15 protein-coding genes and 1 tRNA gene are annotated in these 21,317 nt (G+C 67.3%); 5 read left to right on the top strand and 11 right to left on the bottom strand.

Annotated elements, in window-relative coordinates:
• The first annotated feature begins 58 nt into the window (after positions 1 to 58).
• Complete coding sequence (locus QHF85_RS12530; protein WP_281327376.1) at positions 59 to 880, top strand: hypothetical protein; 822 nt, start codon at positions 59 to 61, stop codon at positions 878 to 880.
• Between the two features lie 42 nt (positions 881 to 922).
• On the opposite strand, the gene QHF85_RS12535 is transcribed toward QHF85_RS12530, so the two are convergent.
• The 10 genes from QHF85_RS12535 to QHF85_RS12580 form a co-directional block, all read right to left on the bottom strand.
• The gene (locus tag QHF85_RS12535) at positions 923 to 1,669 is read right to left on the bottom strand and encodes a hypothetical protein (RefSeq protein WP_281327377.1); all 747 of its coding nucleotides are present in this window, start codon (positions 1,667 to 1,669) and stop codon (positions 923 to 925) included.
• Between the two features lie 2 nt (positions 1,670 to 1,671).
• On the bottom strand, positions 1,672 to 2,340 hold the full coding sequence (locus tag QHF85_RS12540) for a SpoIID/LytB domain-containing protein (protein WP_281327520.1): 669 nt from the start codon (positions 2,338 to 2,340) through the stop codon (positions 1,672 to 1,674).
• A 2-nt stretch (positions 2,341 to 2,342) separates the two neighbouring features.
• Positions 2,343 to 2,741, bottom strand: coding sequence for a hypothetical protein (locus QHF85_RS12545; protein ID WP_281327378.1), 399 nt, complete (start codon positions 2,739 to 2,741; stop codon positions 2,343 to 2,345).
• A 13-nt stretch (positions 2,742 to 2,754) separates the two neighbouring features.
• Entirely contained in the window at positions 2,755 to 3,939 is a 1,185-nt protein-coding gene (locus QHF85_RS12550; protein WP_281327379.1) for a hypothetical protein, read from the bottom strand.
• A gap of 18 nt (positions 3,940 to 3,957) precedes the next feature.
• On the bottom strand, positions 3,958 to 4,476 hold the full coding sequence (locus tag QHF85_RS12555; protein WP_281327380.1) for a hypothetical protein: 519 nt from the start codon (positions 4,474 to 4,476) through the stop codon (positions 3,958 to 3,960).
• Positions 4,477 to 4,479: 3 nt separating this feature from the next.
• Positions 4,480 to 5,142, bottom strand: a complete 663-nt coding sequence (locus QHF85_RS12560) for a hypothetical protein (RefSeq protein ID WP_281327381.1) — start codon at positions 5,140 to 5,142, stop codon at positions 4,480 to 4,482.
• A gap of 202 nt (positions 5,143 to 5,344) precedes the next feature.
• Positions 5,345 to 7,750 (bottom strand): hypothetical protein, encoded by a 2,406-nt coding sequence (locus QHF85_RS12565; RefSeq protein WP_281327382.1) that lies wholly within the window; start codon positions 7,748 to 7,750, stop codon positions 5,345 to 5,347.
• A 67-nt stretch (positions 7,751 to 7,817) separates the two neighbouring features.
• Positions 7,818 to 8,543: a hypothetical protein gene (locus QHF85_RS12570; RefSeq protein ID WP_281327383.1), complete on the bottom strand. Its 726-nt coding sequence runs from the start codon at positions 8,541 to 8,543 to the stop codon at positions 7,818 to 7,820.
• A 4-nt stretch (positions 8,544 to 8,547) separates the two neighbouring features.
• Positions 8,548 to 9,006, bottom strand: coding sequence for a transglutaminase-like domain-containing protein (locus QHF85_RS12575; protein ID WP_281327384.1), 459 nt, complete (start codon positions 9,004 to 9,006; stop codon positions 8,548 to 8,550).
• Positions 9,003 to 10,244: a hypothetical protein gene (locus tag QHF85_RS12580; protein WP_281327385.1), complete on the bottom strand. Its 1,242-nt coding sequence runs from the start codon at positions 10,242 to 10,244 to the stop codon at positions 9,003 to 9,005. Before QHF85_RS12580 ends, QHF85_RS12575 begins: the two co-directional genes overlap by 4 nt.
• A gap of 1,617 nt (positions 10,245 to 11,861) precedes the next feature.
• Here QHF85_RS12580 and QHF85_RS12585 point away from each other — a divergent pair.
• Together QHF85_RS12585 and QHF85_RS12590 are read left to right on the top strand one after the other, a co-directional pair.
• A complete protein-coding gene (locus QHF85_RS12585; RefSeq protein WP_281327386.1) occupies positions 11,862 to 12,089 on the top strand; it encodes a hypothetical protein in 228 nt (75 codons plus the stop codon).
• Positions 12,090 to 12,156: 67 nt separating this feature from the next.
• Complete coding sequence (locus QHF85_RS12590; protein ID WP_281327387.1) at positions 12,157 to 13,323, top strand: site-specific integrase; 1,167 nt, start codon at positions 12,157 to 12,159, stop codon at positions 13,321 to 13,323.
• Between the two features lie 245 nt (positions 13,324 to 13,568).
• On the opposite strand, the gene QHF85_RS12595 is transcribed toward QHF85_RS12590, so the two are convergent.
• A tRNA-Arg gene (locus tag QHF85_RS12595) sits at positions 13,569 to 13,641 on the bottom strand.
• Positions 13,642 to 13,855: 214 nt separating this feature from the next.
• On the opposite strand from QHF85_RS12595, the gene QHF85_RS12600 reads away from it, so the two are divergent.
• The gene (locus QHF85_RS12600; protein ID WP_281327388.1) at positions 13,856 to 15,577 is read left to right on the top strand and encodes an ATP-binding protein; all 1,722 of its coding nucleotides are present in this window, start codon (positions 13,856 to 13,858) and stop codon (positions 15,575 to 15,577) included.
• The gene (locus QHF85_RS12605) at positions 15,574 to 21,303 is read left to right on the top strand and encodes a hypothetical protein (protein WP_281327389.1); all 5,730 of its coding nucleotides are present in this window, start codon (positions 15,574 to 15,576) and stop codon (positions 21,301 to 21,303) included. The genes QHF85_RS12600 and QHF85_RS12605 overlap by 4 nt, the downstream gene beginning before the upstream one ends.
• The last annotated feature ends 14 nt before the right edge of the window (positions 21,304 to 21,317 follow it).

The raw sequence follows: 21,317 nt of genomic DNA on the forward strand, positions 1-21,317 counted from the left end.
CTCTGTAGGCTAGTGGTCGACGCGTCGTGATGAGGAGCATCGCGACGGAGGAACGTCGATGCAGTCCCCCACGGTCATCCTGCTCGTGATGTCACTTGGCCTCACGGCTTGCAGCGGCCCCACACCGAACACGGTGATCCATGCGGCAACCGGCGACGCGGCTCTCATGCCCGTGACGTGGGGCGCGAACGCTCCCCCCGCCACTCCGCCGGTCTCCAGCGCGCCGTCCGTGACCCAGGCCCAAACGGTGAACGTCGTGGTTGTACCGACCAGCAGGCTCGAACCGGCAGGGGGGACGGCCGACAACCCCAAGGCCGAAGGCGTCGACCAGACGAAGCCTGCCATCGTGACCGGTGTGCCGGGGGGGATCGAGCTCGGAAACGGCAAAAGGATCCAGTACTCCGGGCCAGCGACGTTCTTCCTCCTCGATGCGGAGAAGGGCGTGCGAGGCATGCTCCTCGTCGACGTGCGCGAGCCCGGCGGCGGCTACATTTCCGACGTCTGGATGTTCGACGGCGCGGACTGGCGCCACGGCACGATGCTGAAGAGAGTTCCCCTCAGCGAGCGCGTGAGCATGCCGATATCATCGCCTCCACCGCGCCGCACCTTCGATAGGTTCGACCTGGGGCCCACGTGGCTCGTATCGAATGGCGCCGTGGTGCCAGGTCCGAGCTTTCGCCAAGCGCTGCTTGCCCTGGGAAGGCCGAGCGACCTCGCGGGTGAACCCCGCGCGAGTGCAGGACGCCGCAACATGCTCCGGTTCGCCCTCGCACTCGAGCATTTCCGGCGCGAGGAGATGAAGCCGTGTGATCACATCAAGCCTTTGTCGGAGACCCTGCTCTCGGGATTCGCGCGGATGAATGCCGTCGGAGTCCAGTGACCGGAGTCCAGTGACCGGACGGCTTGGATAAATCGTTCGTTGCTATCGCGCCCTGGACGGGCGACCGAGCAATGATACCAGGACCCCGATGATACCCAGCGGCACGGCCGGGCCCTCCTGTTTCGCCGCCATCTCAGGTGGCAAGACCCACCTCCGCAGATGCCTTGCACTCAGCTCCGGGACGACGTGGACGAGCTGCGCCGCGTGGGCGGCAGCGTCGATCCTCCCGCTCGCGTAGGAGTACACCCAGAGCGCGCCTTCGTGCGTCACCAGGGGGCGATCCCGGGGGCCTGCCCGGTCAAGCCTCCATCCCGTTGCCATCCGCAGCACGCGCACCGTCGAGGCGAACGCTTTGCCCTTTGGTAGGTTCTCCACATAGGTCTGCATCGTGTGCGTGGCGACGACGAGCGTTTTCCCAGCACGCGCATCGCTCGCGAGCTCGCGCAGCCAGGCAATCTGCCATTCCTCCGGCGGCCATGACGCGTGGGTTCCGTCTGCGAGCAGGTACGCGTTTGCCCGAACCCCGGCCATCCAGAGCGCCCGCACCCGCTGGCACCCGGCCGAATATCCGATCAGCGCGAGCCCTGACACTTCGCGCAGGCCTGCCCGCTGGTGCGCGAACTCCAGCAGTTCGCCCATCATCGGCCCCTTCGCCACGTTATCCGCAACGATGCAGGGCCGCGGACCGAACGCGCCTCGCAGCTTCGGATCGAGATCACCCCCGACGAGAAACGCCAGCACGAGCGCCCGCGGATGCCCCTCACCTGTTTGCACGAGCCGAAGCGCCACGGTTACCTCCGCATCATGACCGTCCCGACGACAGCGAGCGCCAGAATGCCGACCAGCGCTCGATCGATACCTGTGCTTTTCCCGCCGCCGAGTTCGTGAAACTCGATGTCCTCCCCGTAGAACAAGCGCAGGATCGTCCTGTGGTCGTACCCCTGCGCAGCCAGCCAGTTCGAGCTGTTCTGCCCCAAGCAACCGCGGTTTCCGGGGTGTGAACGCAGCGAAAGGCGCGTGGGAATGACGTCACGCCCGCGCCGCCCGACGTTGTACGTAACCCATCGCTCGGTGTTCGTCGCATCGGAACCCTGTGACCCGTCCAGGTTCCAATGAGCTCCCGCAACGTGGTTCGCGAGGATCATCCGTCCCTGATACCGCAACACAATCCCCCGTGTCCGCGCCGCCGCTTCGAGGCAGTCCGCCGTGGCACTCGGCGCGATCACCTGGAACCGAGCCCCGCTCGGGATTGCCGTCGTTCTTCCGAGCGTCAGCCGATCCCTCATCGCCCGCAAGACGAACGTCCGCGCCGCGATGGCAAGCGCCGCCTTTGCCTCGGGATCCGCATGCAAATGCTCGCCTGCCACCACGCGTGGCACGTACTCGCGCTCGAGCGAGAGCCACCCGGCGGTCGTGAGAATGCGCTCCGGCGCCTCGGTGGGCTCCTCGCCGAGCACCATCCTCACCCCTTCAACCCGTGCTTCACCACGAAGATCCCGCACTCCGTTACCGGCGAGGTCCCCGGATGCAACCACACCAGCGCTGTCGCCCGCCCCGCGTCACTCTCGAACCGAAACGACCAACGGTCGACGGGGCTCGGGTACTTCGCCATCGCAACGACCTGCCGCTTATGAATCAGCGGCCCCACGACCACCGTCGGCAGATCCGCCAAAACGGCGCCCTTCCCGAGAACTTTCTCGCGAAGCGTGAGCGTGGCGGAGACCCGCCACTGCGGGGGAGGCTCGTTCCCCATCAGCGGTGGTTGCTCCATGATCACGATGCAATGTGTCGACGGGCCGAACTGCGGGTCCGTCTCGACGATGTTCTGCCTCGCTTCGCTGTCGATCTCCGCCACGCTCATGGCATCCCCCTTTTCAGACCGTTACGTTCGAGCCCTTGTGCTGCTCGAACGCAACCCCGTTGAGCGAGAGCTGCACGTACAGACCCACCTCGATCGGCCGGCTTGGCGTGCCGCTCCCGAGGTCGATGGGCTTGATCGGGAACGCGATGTCCTCCGGGATGTGGATGATCGCCGAAAAGGCCCCGTGCTCGCTCCGCTCGGGATTGTCGGTGAACACGTAGCCATCCGGCACCGACAACACGGCCGCGCCTCCGGAGGTCCGGGAGAGCGTTCGAACCTTCGTATCCGGCACGTTGCGCAGGTGGTCGATCAGCACCTTGCGCGACGTGGCATTACCACCGCTCCGGGCCTTGTCCCAGTTGAAGTAAACGACGGCGGAGCGGCGCAGCGTCCGGTACAGGAGGTTCTCCCCGCTGTAGTCGTGAAAAATCTCCTTCGGCAAGAACGTGCCCGCGTCGTCCCACAACCACGCCTGCCCCGTGAGGACGCCTTTCGCTTCGCCGAGGCCCGCGATCTTGTCGATCTCGGCGCCATCGTACCGGACGCGGAGCCCGGCCTCTTGCATCGTGATCGACTGGATCAGGAATTCCTGGTCGCTGTACGTATTCTTCGAGGGACGCTGGAGGTTCGTCCAGTTCGTCGTGACGGTGGCGTTGTTGCCGAGGAACGTCATCGACTCGCCGACGGCCACGTTGAAGAGCGTGTATTCACCCTTCGCGATGTGTAGCCATGCGAGCTTCTCGGTTCCCTGGCACTTGCACGGGATCTCGACGACCGAGTAGTAGTGACCGTCCTGGCGCATGATGAACTTGGCGTCGCGCGCCGTCCATTTGTTGAAGAGCTCCCGCGCGCCGGTGTTCGGCGGGATGTAGTTGGCGGGCAATTTCGGGCGCGGCTTCGGCTTCTGCGCCTGCACCTTCTGCGTTTTCTTCACCCCGATGCGCTGCCCGCGGGCGCGGGAGCGCCGCTGGATCTGGCGCAGCTCTTCGAGGGACACCTGCTTCTTCCCGCGCTTGCGGAGCGCGCGGATGTCGCCCGTGTCTTCCTCCTCAGCCTCGAGCTCGAGGGCGGCGGTATCGTCATCCTCGTCGTCGGGGCCAGCGGTATCGGACTCGTCGAGTTCCTCGAAGGGCGACGCCGTCTCGCCCTCCTCGTCGGATTCTCGCAAGATATCCAGTGCCGTTCTGGTGTCGTTCATTGTGCAGTCCTTCCTGTCTCACGCTACGGCTTGCGCCCGGCTGACGGGCATGCGCCGCGAGATGTTCGGCAATCGAACGAAACGACCATCGGGGGTTTGAAGCCAGAAACCCGTTTGCGGTCCAGGCGGCAGCATGCCGACGGGGGCCGCTGTGTCACCTCCCCGGAAAACGGCCTGCTGACCGGCGGGAGCCTGTTGCTGCGCGGCCGCAGCCTTCTGCTGCGCCATGTAGGACAGCGCGAACATTGCGCCGCCCACCGCGATCACTGCGTTCGCGTGCGCATTGTGCCGCTTTCGCAGCATGTATCCGATCGCGACGAGCGCGACCGGCATGAGCCACCAGTGGTCTCTGACCTCCTTGCTGTTCCGGATGTCGTCCAGGTTCGCGAGGAGAGCGACCACCGCACCGGCACCCGCGGTGTAGAGGAATCCCGTCCCCACGTCGCGAGCCCAATGCCCGCCGCTGCGCCGACGCCGAATGCGGGCGCGTGGGACCGCCACGAGCGAGCGGTCCACAGGAACTCTCGATTCTGCCATGCGTTACGATCTCCTTTCGTTCTGCTGTCTGAGAAGGAAGAAAGCTGCGAATGCAATCAGTGCAACGGGAAGGAAGTTCGTTGTCGCCTTGACGAGCTCCGTCGCGCCCTGGAATGGTGAAGGGAGCGGTCTTTGGCGAAGCGTTGCGAGGCGTCGCTGCAAGTCTTCGAGGGCGAGGAGCATCGACTTCTCGGTCTCATCGAAGGGCAGTTCCCGCCCTGCGATTCGCTCTCGTTCCACGTGAAGCGAGAGGATCTCCATTGCGCGCGCCTGCGCCGCGAGAAGCCGCTTGGTCACTTCGTCGTCGAAGTTCACGGCGTGAATGGCCTGCGCGACCATGGTGCCGAGATACGCCGCAGCGATGGCCACCGCAGTCACAAGTAAAACGGTCACGACGTGAACGACGCCCGTCTCGAGCGTTCCCTGCGGTGGCTCCGCTTCATCGGTTGTGATGTCGGAGCCGGGCCGGATGCTCTCGGGCGCGAGCAGCACGAGCGTGCGAGCAATCGCGGACCCCGCGGCATTTCGTTCCGGCGTGCTGAAGAGGTGCGGCCCGAGCTGCCCGAGCGGAACCGGTCGCCAGGACAGCGGCGCAATGCGTAGCGACATCACGACGAACGCGCGGAACTGCCGCGTGCGGGTTTTCTTGTCGAGCGCGAGCCACATCCCGCGCTTGGCTGTCTCGAGCGCGTCTGCGCCTACGCGAGCCAGGTCCCGATCCTGGTGAAACCAGCGAAAGAGGCCAGAGGATGGGGGGTTGGGGGCCGGCGCCGGGACGGGAGATGGCGCGGGGGTCCCTTTCTCCCGCTGCCACCAGTTCCACCACCAGAAAGGCAAATGCGTAGGCATGGCGCCGCCCCCTATTCGATCACGAGAATGCGAGACCGGCGCCGATGATGGCGATCACCGGAATCAGGCTGCCGTTACTGCCGGACGTGGTCGCAGGTGCATCTACAGGGCCGTACTGCCAGCCACCGGAGCCGCCGGATCCACTCCAGTCTTCCGGGCCCAGCTCACCCTGCGCAGCGAGCTCCCGCAGAGCGTCTGCCCGTGCTCGCAAGGCTTTTGCCGTGAGGGGATGGCCCTGCGACTCGTACGTGCTCGCCAACTGTTCGAGCTGATCTGCGTCGTAGACGCTTTCGAGGACGAGGATGATCTCGTTTCTTTCGGAGGCGGACAGATTGTCGTCGAGCAGGGGGCCTGTCGTTTGCGTGCTCGTCGTTGAACTCGTCGTGCCGCCCGACGAGGATTGCTGCGGCGCAGGAATTTCGTGCTTTCCGAGCAGTGGCACGTCCACTACGACCGTCCCCGGTTTCGAGCCCGGTGATGCGGGCAGGTCGAAGTTCCCCAGAGGCGTCACCACGAGGACATGGCCGGGCTTCGTACTCGGCTGGACGCTCACACCAGCCGGCAGCCCGGCGGAAGGTGCGGCAGGAGGAGGCGGGGGCGGAGGAGGCGGGGGCGGCGGAGTCGTGGATTGTTGCTGCTGCGGCGCGGTCGGTGCCGGGATTTCATGCTTTCCGAGCAGCGGCACGTCCACTACGACCGTCCCCGGTTTCGAGCCCGGTGATGCGGGCAGGTCGAAGTTCCCCAGAGGCGTCACCACGAGGACATGGCCGGGCTTCGTGCTCTGCTGGACACTCACGCCAGCCGGCAGCCCTGTGGTTGTGGGAGCAGGCAGAGGTGGCGGCGGAGTTGGACTGGTCTTGGATTCCGATTGTCCGTCCGCCTTCGTTCCGCCGCTCGACGCATTGTCGAAGGGCGTACCCGATGCGTTGCTTTCCTCGACCAGCGCATTGTACGTCGTCTGGTCGAGCTCTCCGGTTGTCGGGAGCGGCCTCGTCGGCTGCTTCTTGTTCCACCACGTCTGGAACGAGGCGAGCGCCTGCGTCGTCCTCGGCGTGAATCCGCTGACGAGGTCCATTGGATTCCTTCCGAAATCTGAAGGGTTGCAGTCGCCGGGGTTCCGTAATGCCCAGCTCGCGAGAAGCGCCTGGGTATGGGGAACGACGGCCGGATCGAGCGTCGTCGTCTTCCCGGGAGCAGGGACGCCCGGCGTGGACGGCTGCGAAGGGATGCCATTGACCGCGACCGCGAGCGGGTGGTCGGGCCACTCGTTGGGGATTCCGATCTCCTCACCTGGGTAGAGATACGTCCAGTTCCCATTCTCCGTGGCCTTGTGCGGGTTCGCGGCTCGGAGCTCGGACCACCACTTCGGGCGCGCAGGGAAGGCGCCCAGCTTCGACGCGATCTTCTGCGGCCAGTCATCTTTGATCACGACGTACTTGCGCGCTGTGCCGAGGGTCGCCCCCGTATCGCCCGCGTAATGCAGCCACCCCGGCGGGATGTTCCATACGGGATCCGAATCAGGTTTGCCGGGATTCGCCGCCAAGAGCTCCTGGGTGCGCTGGGTCTGCCCCGTGAGCTTCTTGGTAATACCGTGTGGCGTCTCGCCGGGAATCGCGTGATACGTGCCCGTGGTCGGATCCACGCCCGAGACGTCGCGCGCGCCGCCGTCGCCAGTGAGCGCGCGTAGGAGCCGCGGATCGTGCATGCGGAGCAGCGGTACGGCGCGGACCATCGCCGCAAGCTGCGCGGCGTTCATCGGCAAGGCCGAGACGTGCTGCAACGGGCGCGGCCTCGCGTCGGGCGACGCGGTATCGTTGTACGTCGCGTCAGGCTCCTTCAGATGGGGCGAATTCGTCATCGCGCCGAAGTTGAGCCGAGGGCGCCGTTGCTGCGGCGGTTCCGGCAGTGCCTCCGGCTCGGACTCGGCCGCAAGGATCTGGGACAAGAGCTGCCCCGCGTCGCGCTTGCGCTTGTACTCCGCCGGCCGATACACGCGGAGGCGCGCCTCCTGCGCATACATCGGATCACCGGTGCGCTTCGTCATCTGCTCGCCGTCGGCGAGGATCTTTCGCTCTCGCTTCGTGAGCTGGCGCTGTTGCTTACCGGGCTTCGGCTTCTTTTTGACCTGCGTGCGGACGAGATTCTCGACCGCGCCACCGGCCATCTTTCCGAGATTCGCGCCAATCGAAGCGCCGGCTCCGCCCGCGAGGGTGCCGAGCCCAGCACCAGCGATCATTCCGAGGCTTTCCCCGATGCCACCGCCCCCGCTGGGCTTGGAACCGCCTCCGCCGCCCCCCAGGACGGACGAGAGCAACTGCGCCCCACCGCCGAGCAGCGTATCGAAGAAATCGCCCGTATCGTCGAACGGCGTCGCGCCTTCCTCTTCGGGCACGCCGCTAGTCTCCTCGTCGGTCTCGTAAGACAAAGTGATAGCCTTAGGCATACCGAAATGCCTCCTCTCCCTGCTTCGGTTGTGTTTCCGTGCGACAGCTCTATGAGGCCATCGGACGTTCGATCGTGCGCGGGCAAAGGCTCCAGCGGCACTTGGTTACTTCAATGTTTTTCGTCCGGACGATCGCCGTAGCGTCTACGTCGTATTCGTTGCCCATCGGGCCCGCGAACTGGCCCGCCTTGTTGAAATGCGAGACGACGAGCACCGTGGGGCGCATCGTCGCGACGGTTTCGAGGAGCGTGGTCTGCTCGACGTAGCTGCGCGCCCAGCGCTGGAGCGAGTCCACGACGATCACGGCGGCGTCGGGCGGCACGGCCTGGAGCGCGTCGCGCCATCCGACCTTGCTCCCGCTGCCGCTGCGCCTGCTCACGAGGCGAATGTGTCGTGATGACGAACCCGTGCGTGGAAATAGCTCCTGCACGAGGTTCCGGTTCTGCTCGGCGTCGAGCCAGTACCCGAGGCCGTCCAGCTTTGCGGCGATCTGCGCGGCGAGCTCGGCGCAAAGGGTCGACTTCCCGGCACCCGGAGCCCCACCCACGAGCACCTTCAAGCCAAGGACGACGCCCCCGAGTGCACGTGAGAGGAGCGCGGCGAAATGCGTGGGCCGCAATGGCGTGCTACGCTCTTCGAGCGATTCCACGACGATGCCCGGCGGGACCTCGTGCGGGATGAGCTCCCACACGGTCGCGCCGCATGCGCAGTAACCTCCGCAAAGCTGGGGACGTCGCCGCAGACAGACGGCGCATCGAAGGGGCGGTTTCGACATGGCATCACCAGTAGTTCGTTCTCGCGAGCCAAGCGGGCGGGATACGCCCGATCGTCGAGTTCAAGATGGTTGGGTCCGCGGGCTGCCATCGGCCATTCAAGAAGACTTCCGCGAGGATGTGCGGAAAGTCTTGCTCGGGGCGGACTGGCTTTTCGCGGGCCGGGATTCCGCACGCCCGGCAAAGCGCAACGAAGACGCGCGTCTTCGCGTCGCAGTCCCCGAAGCCGCGGAAGAGCGTCACGGCCGCGTCTTCGAGCACTTCCCGGCGCGGATCGCGGACATAATCGATCGCGTACTGGCAGAACTTGAGGATCGCCGCTGCGCGCTCCTGGATCGGCAATCGCCGAAACACCGCGGCCCAGCGCTGGACCTCTGGGAGCAGGAGGTCGCGCTTGCTGCCCTCGGCCATGTACCGCGCTTTCGCGAGGTTCGTGGGGAAGTGAACGATACGCGGGCGAATCATTTGGCACCGCCCTTTTCCGCCATGACGAGCACTTCGCCGAAGGCTTCGGGCGAAAACCCGGTCGAGGCGAGTTCCTGAAGTTTCGCGAAGAGGTCGGGGTTGTTGCCGAGGAGTTGGATGCCCTGCGCCACGGCACCGCCGAGCGGGTTGGCAGGCGCCGACGGATCCGGGGGAACGAGGCCCGCGGCCGTGAGATGTGGCGCGAGATTGGTCGGTTTGTGCGTCCGCGACTCGGGCCGCGCACTCGCGGGCGGCGGTGGCGGAGGCGGCGGAGCAGGCGGCGGGAGTGGCGCGGTCACGAAAGGAGGCTCCGGGGGCGGCGGAGGCGGCGGCGGCCTCGGCGGCGGCGCGACATTCTGCACGCCGTCGCACCGCATGGGCGCTGCGGGCTGCACGCGCACGGGCGCTACGGGGTCGAGCTGCGCGAGCTCGACGGGCTCAGGGGCGGGCGCCACGGACACGGGTTGCACAGGTGCGGGCTGCGCAGGCGCAGCGGTCTGGCGCATGACGATCCCCATCGGGGTCTGGATCATCTCCCATCCTTCCCAGGACATGGGCGCACCCGTGGGCCACGGATTCGCCTGCGGGGGAGGCGGAGGCGGCGGAGGCGGAGGCGGAGGCGGCGGCGGTGAATTCGCGGCGGTCGTGGACTTTACGAGCGTGAGCAGCTTGGCGATCTCGCCGAACTCGTCCCCACCGCTGCCACCATTGCCCCCGAGGGCCTTCGCGAGCTCGATTCCGCGCTCCATCCCTCGTTCATACCCGGCCCCGACGCTCGGCTTTCCAGCGTCGTTTCCCCGGAGGAGCGGCACGAGCTCGCGCACGAATTCGAGCGAGTTCGATTGCGGCGGCTGCTGGAGGAGCGGGACGATCGCTTGTACGACTTCGAGGGTCTGATTTCCCTGTGGTGGTGGTGGTGGTGGTGGCTGCTTCGTGTTCTCGAGGATCGAGCGCATCGTTTCGAGAACGACCTTGAGCAGCCCCATGAACTCCAGCCCCATCGCTGGCGCGGCTGCGGGAGCTGGCGCGGGCGCAGGCGCAGCCGGGGCATAGTAGTAAGGCGGCACCGCAGCCGGGTTGATCGGAGGCGCTGCCGGCGCCGGTCGGGGCGCCTGCGGCTCCTGGACGAAGGGCTTCCGCGCCGGGCCTGCGAAGTAGTGCGTCTCGGACCTGGCCGTATATCGATGCGTCTTCGCGCACTGCGCGTTGACATAATAGAAGCACTCGCCACCGTACATGTCGACGACGTGCTGCCAACTTCGCAGATCGGATCCCTTCCACAACGTCGGGCAGACCTCTCGCGTCTTGTCCGGAAGGATGCGGACGATCTGAATGAAGTCAAATCTCCGCGGATCGGGACCAGTCTCTGTTTCTGGCCGAGGAAATAGCGGATGACCGCCGAGATCCGGCTCGACGGCAGACGACTGCCCGTCGAGCCCAGAGGGCTCTTGGTGGTTCATAATCCTTGGTGGGAGTATGCCGAGTTCATCGATTCAGGGAAACACAAAAGTTGTATGAGTGCCCACGTGCTCGGTTTGGCCAAGTAGTTTGAGTGCAAAACAAGTGGACTGCGGATGCGCTCGTCCCAGCATATTTGAAGGAGATCTGGTGTCCCCTCGCGGGGCAGCGGAGACCCCTCACTCGGAGGGGCGTGCGGCACGTCGTGATGCTCCCCGGCAACGACGCTCGGTGTCGATCCAGCGTTCAAGTAGCCATGTCGGGTCATGTCAGGTTCTTTGTACTGGAACCCCTCGATCCGATCTGGAGGGTCATCAACTCCAGACGGTAGGGAGGCTCGCATCGCATCCATGGGATTTCCCGGTGCCGAGGGTTTTCCATTCTGGCCCTTCGTCGAGGAGGTGCTGTTCGTTTCGAGGAACGGCTCCCTCGGAGACAGCCTAAACGCCGACTCATTTCCCATCGCGGGGGCGTCGCGCGCCGTGCAGCCAGAATTTTCGAGTCCCTGATCGTCGTCCTTACGGCTGGATTTCGACGTGTTCAGTGTTTCGATTGAGGAACTGTGCGGTTGGCCCCGTCGAACCTCGCGTCTCGGAGCGTGACGAGAAGCCGGATCGTGTCCACGGCTGGTTGTATTTGCGTACGGCAATCGATGTAGGGTGCCGTGCGGGACGTAAATTGACTTGGCGTGTGAAGCATGAGCGCTTCCGAGAAAAAGCCCGGGATTTCCGAGGCGGGTCGGAGAAAGGCTCCGAATCGGAGCCGCGGCGGGGCCGGGAGGGGCGGCCTCGGGGGAGCGTCACGCGAGGTGGCTCGAGCTCGGCAGCGTGGAGCTGCACGACGAGCACGACGTTATTTGGAGGCGTCTGGTGTACGGAATCGCACTGCGGTGGTCCTTCCCGGGCAGGGGCGTCGCATCCTCGAGCGGTCCGTTTTCCGAGCCAGGGAAGGGGATTTCGAGGGCGCCCGGGATTGGGGCCTTCATTTCGAGGGGTCGGTTCCGAGGACTCCCGAGAACTCAGCCGAGGATTTGCTTGTCCGCGGAGGAGGAAGACGAGCTTTCGTGTGGTTTCCGCGAGAGGGCCTCGGCGAGCATGCGAAATGTGGATCGATTTCTCGGCGATCCTCGGATTGCCACGCGGCAAAACAAGGTGCTGCGTTCGGGATCCTCTATCAAAACTCGGAATTTTGATCTCTGTCTCTAAACTATTGATTTGGCTATGGAAATGGCTTGAAAGTCTGCGGCGAATTGCCGTAGATTCCGGGGACCGACGCTGGGGAGGGGTCGCTCGCCGAGAGCTCGAGCCCCCTTGCCGGTGGTCGATTCACATGGCGCCGCGGAGCCCTCGCGCGCGCCTGGGAGGTGGACATGGGCGGCAAGGAAGGGAGGTCCCCGCATGTCGGCAAAGCAGGGAGAAGCCCATCAAGCGGTCGGGGGATGGGTGCCCATCGACCGCGCAGCGGCGCACCTCGGCATGAATGTGGGCGCGCTGCGCAAGACGCTGGAGCGCCGCGCCGTGCGGGCGCCGGACGGGGTGACCGAGGCGAGTGTCGACGGGGTGCGAGCGCGCAAGTTCGGCCGGATCTGGCGAGTCCGGTTCTCCGAGGCTTGGGGTGTCCCGTGAGGACGGACCACGTGCTACAGTCCCAGCCTCGCAAAGGTGGCTGGGATGGTCGGAAAGGAATCTGACCATGGCAGTCCGCAAGGTAGAACGATACGGGGAAACCCGGCTGTTGATTGACATCCAATACAAGAAGCGGGACGGCAGGCGGGCCCGTTTCCGCAAGGATGCCGAGGTCCAAACGTGGACCGCGGCCCGTGCGGAGGAGAAGCGCTACCTGCTCAACATCGCCAACCATGGCGAGCCGTACGAGCCGGGAGCTGGGCCGGCGGCAAGCGATTCAGGCGACTCGTCCGGAGCCAACGCCGCGCCGAAGCCGAAGAAGACCTTCGCCGAGGTGGTTACCGAGTTCCGGGAGACCTTCATGGTCGCGGAGCTCAAGGTCACCAGCCGGAAGGGGTACGACTCGGTCCTTCGGGCCTCGTTGCTTCCGAAGTTCGGCAAGCTGCGCGTGGACAAGGTCGACGGGAAGGCGGCCGCGGATCTCGACCTCGCGCTGACGAAGCGCAAGTTGAGCCGCTCGACGCGGAACAACACGCAGGTCGTGCTTCGATCGGTCCTGCGGTTCGCCAAGAGCCGCGGGTATGTCGAGGATCGGCCGGCGAATCTGCCGAAGTTGAAGCAGGTCGGGCAGCGCATCCTGGAGATTCCGAGCGACGATCAGGTCGAGCAGATTCTCGGGGTCGCCTGCGATACGCACCGCCTGGGCTTCACCCTCATGTCGGATGCCGGGCTTCGTCCCAACGAAGTTCGCGCCCTCCGAGGCAAGGACGTGCAGCTCCGGTGGGAGAATGGCGTGGCGGTCGGCGGGTTCCTCACCGTGCGCGAAGGTCGGTCACACGGCGAGATCCATACGCCGAAGACCGGGCAGCGCGAGATCCCCATCTCGCGCGAGCTCGCGAGGCTCCTCGCCCCGGTGGTTGTCAAGAGCGCAGCGCGCGAGGCGTACATTGCGCTGAACGACGCCGGGGAGCCGTGGGGCCAGTTCGGGCTCAAGCAGGCGTTCGCGCGCACGAGCAAGCGGGCCGGGGTCGAAGGGTGGTCGGTGTACTGCTTGCGCCACTACGCGATCACGGCTTGGCTCCGCGCGGGCATCCCGGTCCATGTCGTGCAGCGGATGGCAGGTCACACGAACCTGTCGACCACGCAGCGCTACGTGCACTTCCTCAAGGAAGACCTCGAGGAGGCCGCTCGTCGGTTGCCTGTCCGCCGCCGCGGTGACGGGGAGAAGAACTGACGCCCGGCCACGGGTCCTTCGGTGCAACGCCGGGGGCAAGGGTCGACCAGAGCACGGTGGGCGAGACCACCGTACCGCCGCCCGCATCCCAGGAACGTCTCCAGACAGTCGAGCAGGGCCCGGAGAGGACACGTCCTCTGCTGGGCTCGGCCGCCGTTCTCGGTTGAGGCCACAGTGAGGCCACAGCTTTGGGCGACGGGGAGGGAGCGAGGGGACATGGCTCGTAACCCCTCGAAATCATTGGGCACCCCCGGCAGGAATCGGACCTGCGACCTTCGGTTTAGGAAACCGCTGCTCTATCCACTGAGCTACGGGGGCACGACTGTCCTTCTTCGGGCGAAGGACCGCGGGATCGTACGTGGCGGGTTGGGCGAGTCAAGGGGCAAGTGTGCTCCGGGGGGTCAGAGGCTGCGATCCTCGTTCGATCCTCGTACGATCCTCCTCCCATGCCGCCTTGCCATCGACCTTGTCGCATGTCCTTGCGGGGTCATCGGCTTGGTTTGCGGGGGGTTGTGGTAGCCTCGCGGACGGCATGCCGTATCGTTCCGAGCGCAAGCGGGAGGTGGCGGAGAGGCCTGAGGCGGGGCCGGTGGCCGAGATGGTTCGGCAGTTTGCTGATCCGCATGCGTTCGTTCGGGAGCTCGTGCAGAACAGCATCGACGCGGGGGCGACGGCGCTCGTCGTGCGCGTCGAGCGGTCGGGGACGAGCGTCACGACCTCCGTGCAGGATGACGGCGCGGGGATGGATCGGGCCGTCATCGAGGGGCCCTTGCTCACGCTGTTCAATTCCTCCAAAGAGGGGGATTCGTCCAAGATTGGGAAGTACGGGGTCGGGTTCGTCAGTGTGTTTGCCGTCGATCCTGACGTCGTCGAGATTGATACGTGGCGGGACGGGGCGTGCCATCGCGTTCGGTTGTTTCGGGATCATCGCTACGAGCTCGAACGGCTCGCGCCGCGGGCTGGGAGTGGGACGATCGTTTCGCTTCATCAGACCATGGAGGCCGCTCGGTTCGAGGAGCATCGGGCTCGGATCGAGGGCGCGCTCCTGCGGTGGTGCAGGTATGCGGCCGTGCCCATGGAATTGCACGTGTCCGATCCGGATCGAGCCGAGGGAAATGGGGCGCGGCGGATCGATGGGGCGCTCGGCGTGCCGGCGCCGATCTTCGTGGAGACGCATCGGGGCGGTGAGCATATCGTCGTGGGGCCTTCGGCCGGGTCGGAGCGGTTTTGCGCGACGGCGCCCGCGCCCGAGGATCCGGCCTGGGGAAAGCCCACGTTTGCTGGGTTTTACAATCGCGGACTCACGCTGTTCGAGACCACAGAGCCGCTCCTCCCGGGGCTCGAGCATGTGCGGTTTCGCGTCGATAGCCCCCATTTGCGGCATACGTTGAGCCGCGACAACGTCCTCAGGGACAAGGCGTTTCATCGCATCGTCTCGCAGGTGCGCGACCTCGTGAACGGGTCGCTCCGGCGCGAGCTCGGCTCGCGGCTCGCGCGGGCGGCGCGGGACCTCGCGAAGGCGAAGCCGCCTCCGGACGAGGAGCTCGTCCTTTCGTATGTCGCATTGCTGGAGGCGGCCTGCGCGCCGCCGCTCGCTTTGCCCAAGGACGAGATTGTTTTGCCGCTCGTCGCCGCCTGGGAAGGGAAGCACGTCGCTTCCGAGGGAACACTTTTCAAGCGCAAGCAGATGTTTGTCGCGCCTCGCGCCGACGAGCTTGGCCGCGCGCTCGCGCAGGTCGGGGAGCCGGTCGTGCTCGTGCCGCATCCGGCCATCGTCTCGTCGCTCTCCGCGCGGGGACCCCTGCCGGGGCCGCTTGCGGTGGAGAAGCATTGGGTGCTTTTGCACGAGCTCCCGGATGCGGAGAGTACGAAGGCCGATGGGGAGCTTTGCCTCGGCGTGCAGAAGGCCCTGCGCGGGGCCGGGATTCGCGTCGATCGGGTGGCGCTCGCGCGGCCGAGCGCGACCATTCCCTCGCCTTGTGTCCTCGTCCAGGGGGATGTGCGGTGCGTAGGGGTCGGGGTTTGGCTTTGCCGCATGGCATTTGCGGAGCGCGGGTGGGGCACGGAGCGGGTCCGGGGCGGGCTCCTCCTCGATGCGACCCACGAGGTGGTGCTCGCCGCGCGTGAGCGGGCCCGGGAGGACGCGTTCGTCGCGGCGCACTTGCTCGCGCGGATCCTCTTGCTTTCGCGCCCGGATCCTTCCGGCAAGGTCTCCGATTCGCTTTTCGAGGCTTCGGCGAAGGGGATTGCATGAGCGGAATGGCGGAGGACGGGCGCGAGATCCTCGCCCGGGGGCGCATTCGTGTCGACGCGCGGCGCGCGCTTGCCAAGCTGCGAGAGCATCTGCTCGTCGATCTGCACCTGTATGCCGCGGAGATCGCGCGGGCCGCGGTCGCCTCGGGGGCCACGTTCCTCGACGTGCAGTACGACGCCGACGACGTCGTGTTCGTGTTCGACGGCGAGCCTTTGGCCGAGAACGAATTGCCACGGCTGCTCGATCACGTGCTGGACGCGGGGGGCTCGGTGCGCGCTTTGCGGGGGCTCGCGCTCGGCGTCAATGCGGCGCTCGGGCTCGGGCCTTCGTTCGTCGACATTCACATCCGCGCCGCGGGAGAGGCGAAGGCCGCGCGGGTGCGGTTTGTCCCGTCCGTCCTCGCGGGGGAGGACGCGCCGCTCCCGGACGTCGAGCGGGTCGCTTTGCCCAAGGGAATGCCGGAGCGGGGCAGCCGCGTGCACGTGCGCCGGCGCATCGGGTTCGAGACGTTGAAGCGCGCGGCGCGGCGGGAGCTGCCGCGCGAGATTGGGCTCCTCGGCGACGCGATGCACGACGCGCCGCTCGCGCTCCGGAGGGCGGGGGAATCCCTTCCCCTCGCGCCGCGACCGCAGCCTCTTTTGCGCGTTCGGTTTCGCGAGAAGGACCTCCGGCGCGGCGCCATCGAGATCCTCGCCGTGCCCGCGGGGCCGCCGGTCGTCGAGTATCTGGAGCTCGGGGTCCTCCTTTTGCGGCGGCCCTTCGCGGCGGAGCCCATGTTTCCGAGCGCGGCGCACGCGCAGGTCGAGCTGCCGGTCCGGGTGATGGTCGACGCGGACGAGTTGCCCACGAATGCCTCGCGCTCCGCATTGCGCGAAGATGCGGGCCTTGCGCTCCGCGCGGAGCAGGCGGCGCGGAGCGGGCTCGTCGACGCGCTGCGGACGCTCGTGGCGCTCGTCACGGGCGAGGGAAAACCTTTGCCCGGCGTGGAGGTGCTCCAGCACGACAAGGCACGCCTCGAAGACGCGCTCGGCGCGTTCGTTTGTGTCGCGGCGGGGGCGCTGCTACGCGGGACGGACCTCGGGGAGCAGGCGCGGGCGCTGCTCGAATTGCCGCTGCTCCGGAATGCCGTCGGTGGGCCGCTCACGCCGATGGCATTGCTCTCGCGGGACAAGGGGGCCGTGTACGTCTTCGAGGGGCAGGAGCCTGCGCCGGCCGAGCTCGAACCCTGGCTCGACGACGTCGTCTGGGCGCGCGGGCGCCTCGCGGAGCGCATCCTCGTCGATTTCGAGATTCAGGGCGCCGAGAAGCGCATCGCGGCGGCGCAGGTCGCGCACGAGCGCAGGCGTCGCCTCCACGCGCGGCCGCGCAGCGAGCCGGCCGTGCCGCCGGAGCCGGATCACGTCGTCAAGGAGACGTTCCACGTCAAGGACGGGCCTTTTCGCGGGCTGCGCGGGCAGCTCGCGCTCGGCGCGGAAGGAATCGGCTCGGGGCAGCGGCCCTCCACCGTCCGGGTCTACGTCGAGGGGCGCCACATCGACACGATCACGGTCGACCGCGACAAACTGCCGCTGGCGATCGACGCGGCCCTCGCGTGGGACGGGCAGATCGTGCCCCGCTTTTCGTACGAGGGCGTGCACGACAGCGACGCGCTGCGCCTCGCCATCTTTCAGCTCACGCGCCTCTCGCTCCTCGCGCTCGGCTCGCACGTCGAGCGGCTCGCGCAGGAAAAACGAGCCGCGGACCTCGAACGATTGCGTCCGCTCGCGCGCGCGGCGGTCGGGGCGTTCGTGCGCGCGGCCGAGGCGCTCGGCATTGAAGATCCTCCGCCCGAGCCGGCGCTCTCCGCGTATACGCCCCTCTGGACGCGGAGCTTCTGGCCCTCGCCCGATCCCGAGCGGCTCCCGCTGAGCCTCGCCGAGCTGCGCACGTACGTCGATCGCACGAATGCCATTTGCCATGCGCCGCCGGGGACCACGGGGGTTGCTCCGGACAAGCGGCCCGTCGTCGCCGTCACGGACCTCGAGCTCGGCTGGCTCGCCAAGGTATTTCAAGGCGTGACGCTGGTCCCGTATGCGCGGGCCTTGCGACCGCCCCGGGAGCCCGTGACGCCGCGGCTCGGCATGTTCCACGAGCTCTGCGCGTCGCGACGCGCGGAGGGGCCGTTCGCCGAGGTTTTGCCCTCGATGCCCTTCGAGGTGCAGCAGGGGCGAGGCGTCATCGCGCCGGCCCGCAAGGACGAGATCCTGTGGCTCCACGCCGGCGTCTTGCTCCAGGTGGTCGCGACCGACAAGTATATCGAGCCCACGACGATCGTCGTCGAATACGACGGGCTCGTGCCCGCGCCCTCGTGGGATCGTGTCGTGTGGACGCGGGACATGGGGTTTCTCGTGCCGGTGCGCGACGAGCTCTTGAAGCGAATCGTCGCGGCGCTCGAAGGAAACGCGGAGGCGCGCGCGGCGCTGAAGGATCCGCCGACGGGCGCGCCGGGGCCTCTGCTCCGGGCGTATGTCGTCGAGGCGATCACGCGGCACAGGAATCACCCGCTCACGGAGCGAATCGAGGCGCTCCCGCTCGTGCAGGTCCTCGACGAGGAGGGGCGGCCCGAGCTCGTCTCGCTCGCATCGGTGCGGAAACGGTATCCGGAGCCGGAGATGATTCCGTTCCTCCGCGCGGCGCCGGATTTTCCGACGCTCGCCTGGCGCCCGGTCCTTTGCCTCGACGACCGCGAGGCGTACGCGTTCGAGCGGTGGGCGGGCGGTCGGGCCAAGAACGCGCAAGGCGAGATCGAAGCGCGAAAGCAAGGCGCGCGCACCGAGTATGATCGGCGGGTCTTTCGCGCCAAACCCGTGCTCGATCCCTTCGTGTGCGGTCCGCTCGCCGAGCCCGAGGGGCTCACCGCGCTCTGGTACGAGGAGGAGCAGACCGAGACGTCCATGTCCGTCGCGGCGGCCTTGCCACGGCGCGGAATCGAGCTTCGCACGGCCGAGGTCGAGATCCTCCTCGACAAGCGGCTGCTCTGCACGCGAAAGCTCACGACCCTGCCCGTCCCCGTCGTCGCGCGTATTCTCCTCGCGTCGGAGACGTTCGTCGTTCCTTTTTCGGACGTGACGCCCGCGGGCGCGACGGTCGCCGAGGCGCGCGTCTATTCGGCGGCCTGCTCGCTCGCCGCCGGGCTCGTCGTGCACGCGAAGGGCCGAGAGATGGCCGCGTTTTTCGGAGACCACCGCGTCCTGCGACTCGTCGCCGCGTTGTACAAGGTCTCGGCGCAGGACGCGACGCGCTCGGAGATCCTCGAGGCGGATTTCGCTCTTCGCGCGGCGGATTTCCGCTGGCCGACCGTGCAGGGGGACGAGCGCGCGTTCAGTGAGCTCGTGCCGGGCAGCGCGAAGCTCTTTCATGGGCGGACGCGATACACGCAATGGCAACCCCCGACGCGCGGCGGAAGCGAGCTCGACGCGCCCATCGTGTACACGCCCGCCTCGCCGGAGGGGAATCTCCTGCGGGAAATCCTCGTCGGCATGGGATACGAGCTCGTCGACGTGAGCGAGGCCCTCGCGGCCTTGCAAGCGCGTCGCACGGGCGAGGCGGCGCAGGGCCGGCCGCGGCTCCCGGGCTCGCCGGCGCATCCGAGGCTCCGGGTCGATCTCGCTTCGTTGAATTCGCATTACGAGGGGGAGATCGAGCTCACGGAGAGCGGGCGCGCGGACGTGCAGGTCGAGACGTTGCGCGGCGAGGTCGTCACGCTCGACGTCGACGGAATGTTCCCGTTCCGCGCGAAGGTGCGGGTCGAGGACGTCGACCTCGACGCCAACGACAAACGCGACATCGCCGTGGATCTGACGAAATCGGCGAAGAAGCACCTCGAATCGCTCGCCGACGAGCTCGACGCGTTGCCCTCGTTCGCGCGGACGTCGCTCCGCCGTGTCGTCTGCGCCCATTCTCGCAAGGATCAGACGCTCGCGAAGCGCCGGGCCGCGATGCGCGTGTTCCCCGACATCCTCGGCGGATACCATTCGATCGCGGACATCGAGGGCGACGGCTCGTCCCCGTATCCGTACGTGAGCTTCCCGCCGCCGTATCCCTCCGCGCCGCGCCCGCGCCCGCCGCTCGCCCTCACGACCGAGGAGCTCGAGGCGATCCGATCACGCGCCCTGTTCGAGGACGTATCGCCGGCCCTGAGGCGCGAGCTCGCCGCCGAGCAACGCCGCCTCGCTCCGCCGCTCGATTTCATCGGTCTCGACGCGACGCAGCGGGCGAAATGCATGGACGTTCTTCCGTTCCGCGGCGACGGCGTCCTCGGTGAAATCGGGATCCTCATGCCCGAGCACGCCCCTGCCCGTGGCATTCACGTGCACACGACGCGGCGGCTGCTCTGCAGCGTGCTCGATGGCGACGGCTGGCCCATCCTCGCCGTGGTGAACGATGATTCGCTCCCGACGAACCGCGGGTTCGACGGGATCAAAGGGCACGCGGCGCGCGAGGGCCTGCGGGCGCGCGTCGCCGGGCAGGCGAACGAGCACCTCGGGAAGTGGTTTGTCCCGCCGCCCGCGGTGCTCGCCGAGCTGTCCGTGCACGGCCCGGTCCCCGGTGTGCCGTTCTTCGTCAAGGGAATGCTGTGGCTTCCGCCGTCCTGGGCCGGGGCAGGGCGCATCGAGGTGCGGGACGCGACGAACAAGGAGACGGTCTCGCGGCATTACGAGGTCGCCGGCCCGAAGCATTTCGACGGGACGGTGCCGGTGTGCGGGCGGCTGCTCGTCGCGCCGACCCGGGTCGGGAACCTCGACACGTCGGCCATGCGCGCGGCGCTCGGAAAATTCCTCGTCGAGAGGACGCTCGAACTGGTCGAAGCCGCCGAGGAGAGGGGCGCGCCCGCGGAGCTCGTCGAAGGGTATCGGTGGATCCTCAAGTTCCTCGGGGGCGATGTGGGGGAGCTCGACGTCGTGGCGGCCGATGGGACGCGCGTGCCGGCGTCCGAGGTCGTGGCCGAGATCGAGGCGAAAGGGCAGGTCTGGGTCACGCGCCACGAGGGCTCGACGGAAGGGGTTTTTCCGGGCGAGGCGCCTCCGTTCGTCCTGCGCGACGGCGGCGTGCTCGCCTCGGTGCTGCGGGCGAGGACGCGGATCGTCCGGGAGCTCGGCGGGTTCGTCCTGGAAAAACACGCGCCGCCACAGCCCGAGGTCATGCAACCCGCGGTGCTCGCGGCCGTGCACGCGTTCACCTATGCGTCTGTCGTGCCAAACGTGCCCGCGCAGCCGGGCGTGGCGATCACGCCGTTCGTCGCGCCCGACGTCGCCGAGCCGAAGGCGCCGGAGGCCGAAGGCGGCCTCGAGGAGGAGCCTGCTGCGTCGTGGTTCGGCGCGCTCGTGTCGCGCGTGGTGTTGCTCTTCGATCCGCCGGAGCCGGTGGAGCCGGCCACGCGCGCGCTCGGCCCTTCGCTTTTGCAAGCGATCGACAAACTCGGCCTCGCGCCCACGAAGGTCGTCACCGGCGTGCGGTATGCGCGGAGCGGGCGGCCTCTACGCTTCGATGCCGCGTCGGGGAAGCTCGTGCTCAACCGCGCGCACCCGGCCGTGCGCGCGCTCGCGGCGAGGGCGGCGGAGGATCCGCGCGCGCGCACGCTGCTCGTCGCGGCCGCCGTGCGCGAGATCAACCGCGTCCTCGAGGTCGTCACCGACGCGACCGAGAAGCGCGTGCTTTTGTCGCTGCTCCGCGATGAGCCGCTCTGACGTGCGCGCGAGGC

This window comes from Polyangium sp. 6x1 (genome assembly GCF_029946515.1).
Lineage (GTDB): Bacteria > Myxococcota_A > Polyangia > Polyangiales > Polyangiaceae > Polyangium.

What these genes read in the sequence shown, in the direction of transcription:
- QHF85_RS12530 (WP_281327376.1), top strand. Translation starts at nt 59, where the DNA reads ATGCAGTCCCCCACGGTCATCCTGCTCGTGATGTCACTTGGCCTCACG.
- QHF85_RS12560 (WP_281327381.1), bottom strand. Translation starts at nt 5,142, where the DNA reads ATGTGGCTCGCGCTCGACAAGAAAACCCGCACGCGGCAGTTCCGCGCG.
- QHF85_RS12580 (WP_281327385.1), bottom strand. Translation starts at nt 10,244, where the DNA reads ATGTACGGTGGCGAGTGCTTCTATTATGTCAACGCGCAGTGCGCGAAG.
- QHF85_RS12555 (WP_281327380.1), bottom strand. Translation starts at nt 4,476, where the DNA reads ATGGCAGAATCGAGAGTTCCTGTGGACCGCTCGCTCGTGGCGGTCCCA.
- QHF85_RS12545 (WP_281327378.1), bottom strand. Translation starts at nt 2,741, where the DNA reads ATGAGCGTGGCGGAGATCGACAGCGAAGCGAGGCAGAACATCGTCGAG.
- QHF85_RS12605 (WP_281327389.1), top strand. Translation starts at nt 15,574, where the DNA reads ATGAGCGGAATGGCGGAGGACGGGCGCGAGATCCTCGCCCGGGGGCGC.
- QHF85_RS12575 (WP_281327384.1), bottom strand. Translation starts at nt 9,006, where the DNA reads ATGATTCGCCCGCGTATCGTTCACTTCCCCACGAACCTCGCGAAAGCG.
- QHF85_RS12590 (WP_281327387.1), top strand. Translation starts at nt 12,157, where the DNA reads ATGGCAGTCCGCAAGGTAGAACGATACGGGGAAACCCGGCTGTTGATT.
- QHF85_RS12540 (WP_281327520.1), bottom strand. Translation starts at nt 2,340, where the DNA reads ATGGTGCTCGGCGAGGAGCCCACCGAGGCGCCGGAGCGCATTCTCACG.
- QHF85_RS12550 (WP_281327379.1), bottom strand. Translation starts at nt 3,939, where the DNA reads ATGAACGACACCAGAACGGCACTGGATATCTTGCGAGAATCCGACGAG.
- QHF85_RS12570 (WP_281327383.1), bottom strand. Translation starts at nt 8,543, where the DNA reads ATGTCGAAACCGCCCCTTCGATGCGCCGTCTGTCTGCGGCGACGTCCC.
- QHF85_RS12600 (WP_281327388.1), top strand. Translation starts at nt 13,856, where the DNA reads ATGCCGTATCGTTCCGAGCGCAAGCGGGAGGTGGCGGAGAGGCCTGAG.
- QHF85_RS12585 (WP_281327386.1), top strand. Translation starts at nt 11,862, where the DNA reads ATGTCGGCAAAGCAGGGAGAAGCCCATCAAGCGGTCGGGGGATGGGTG.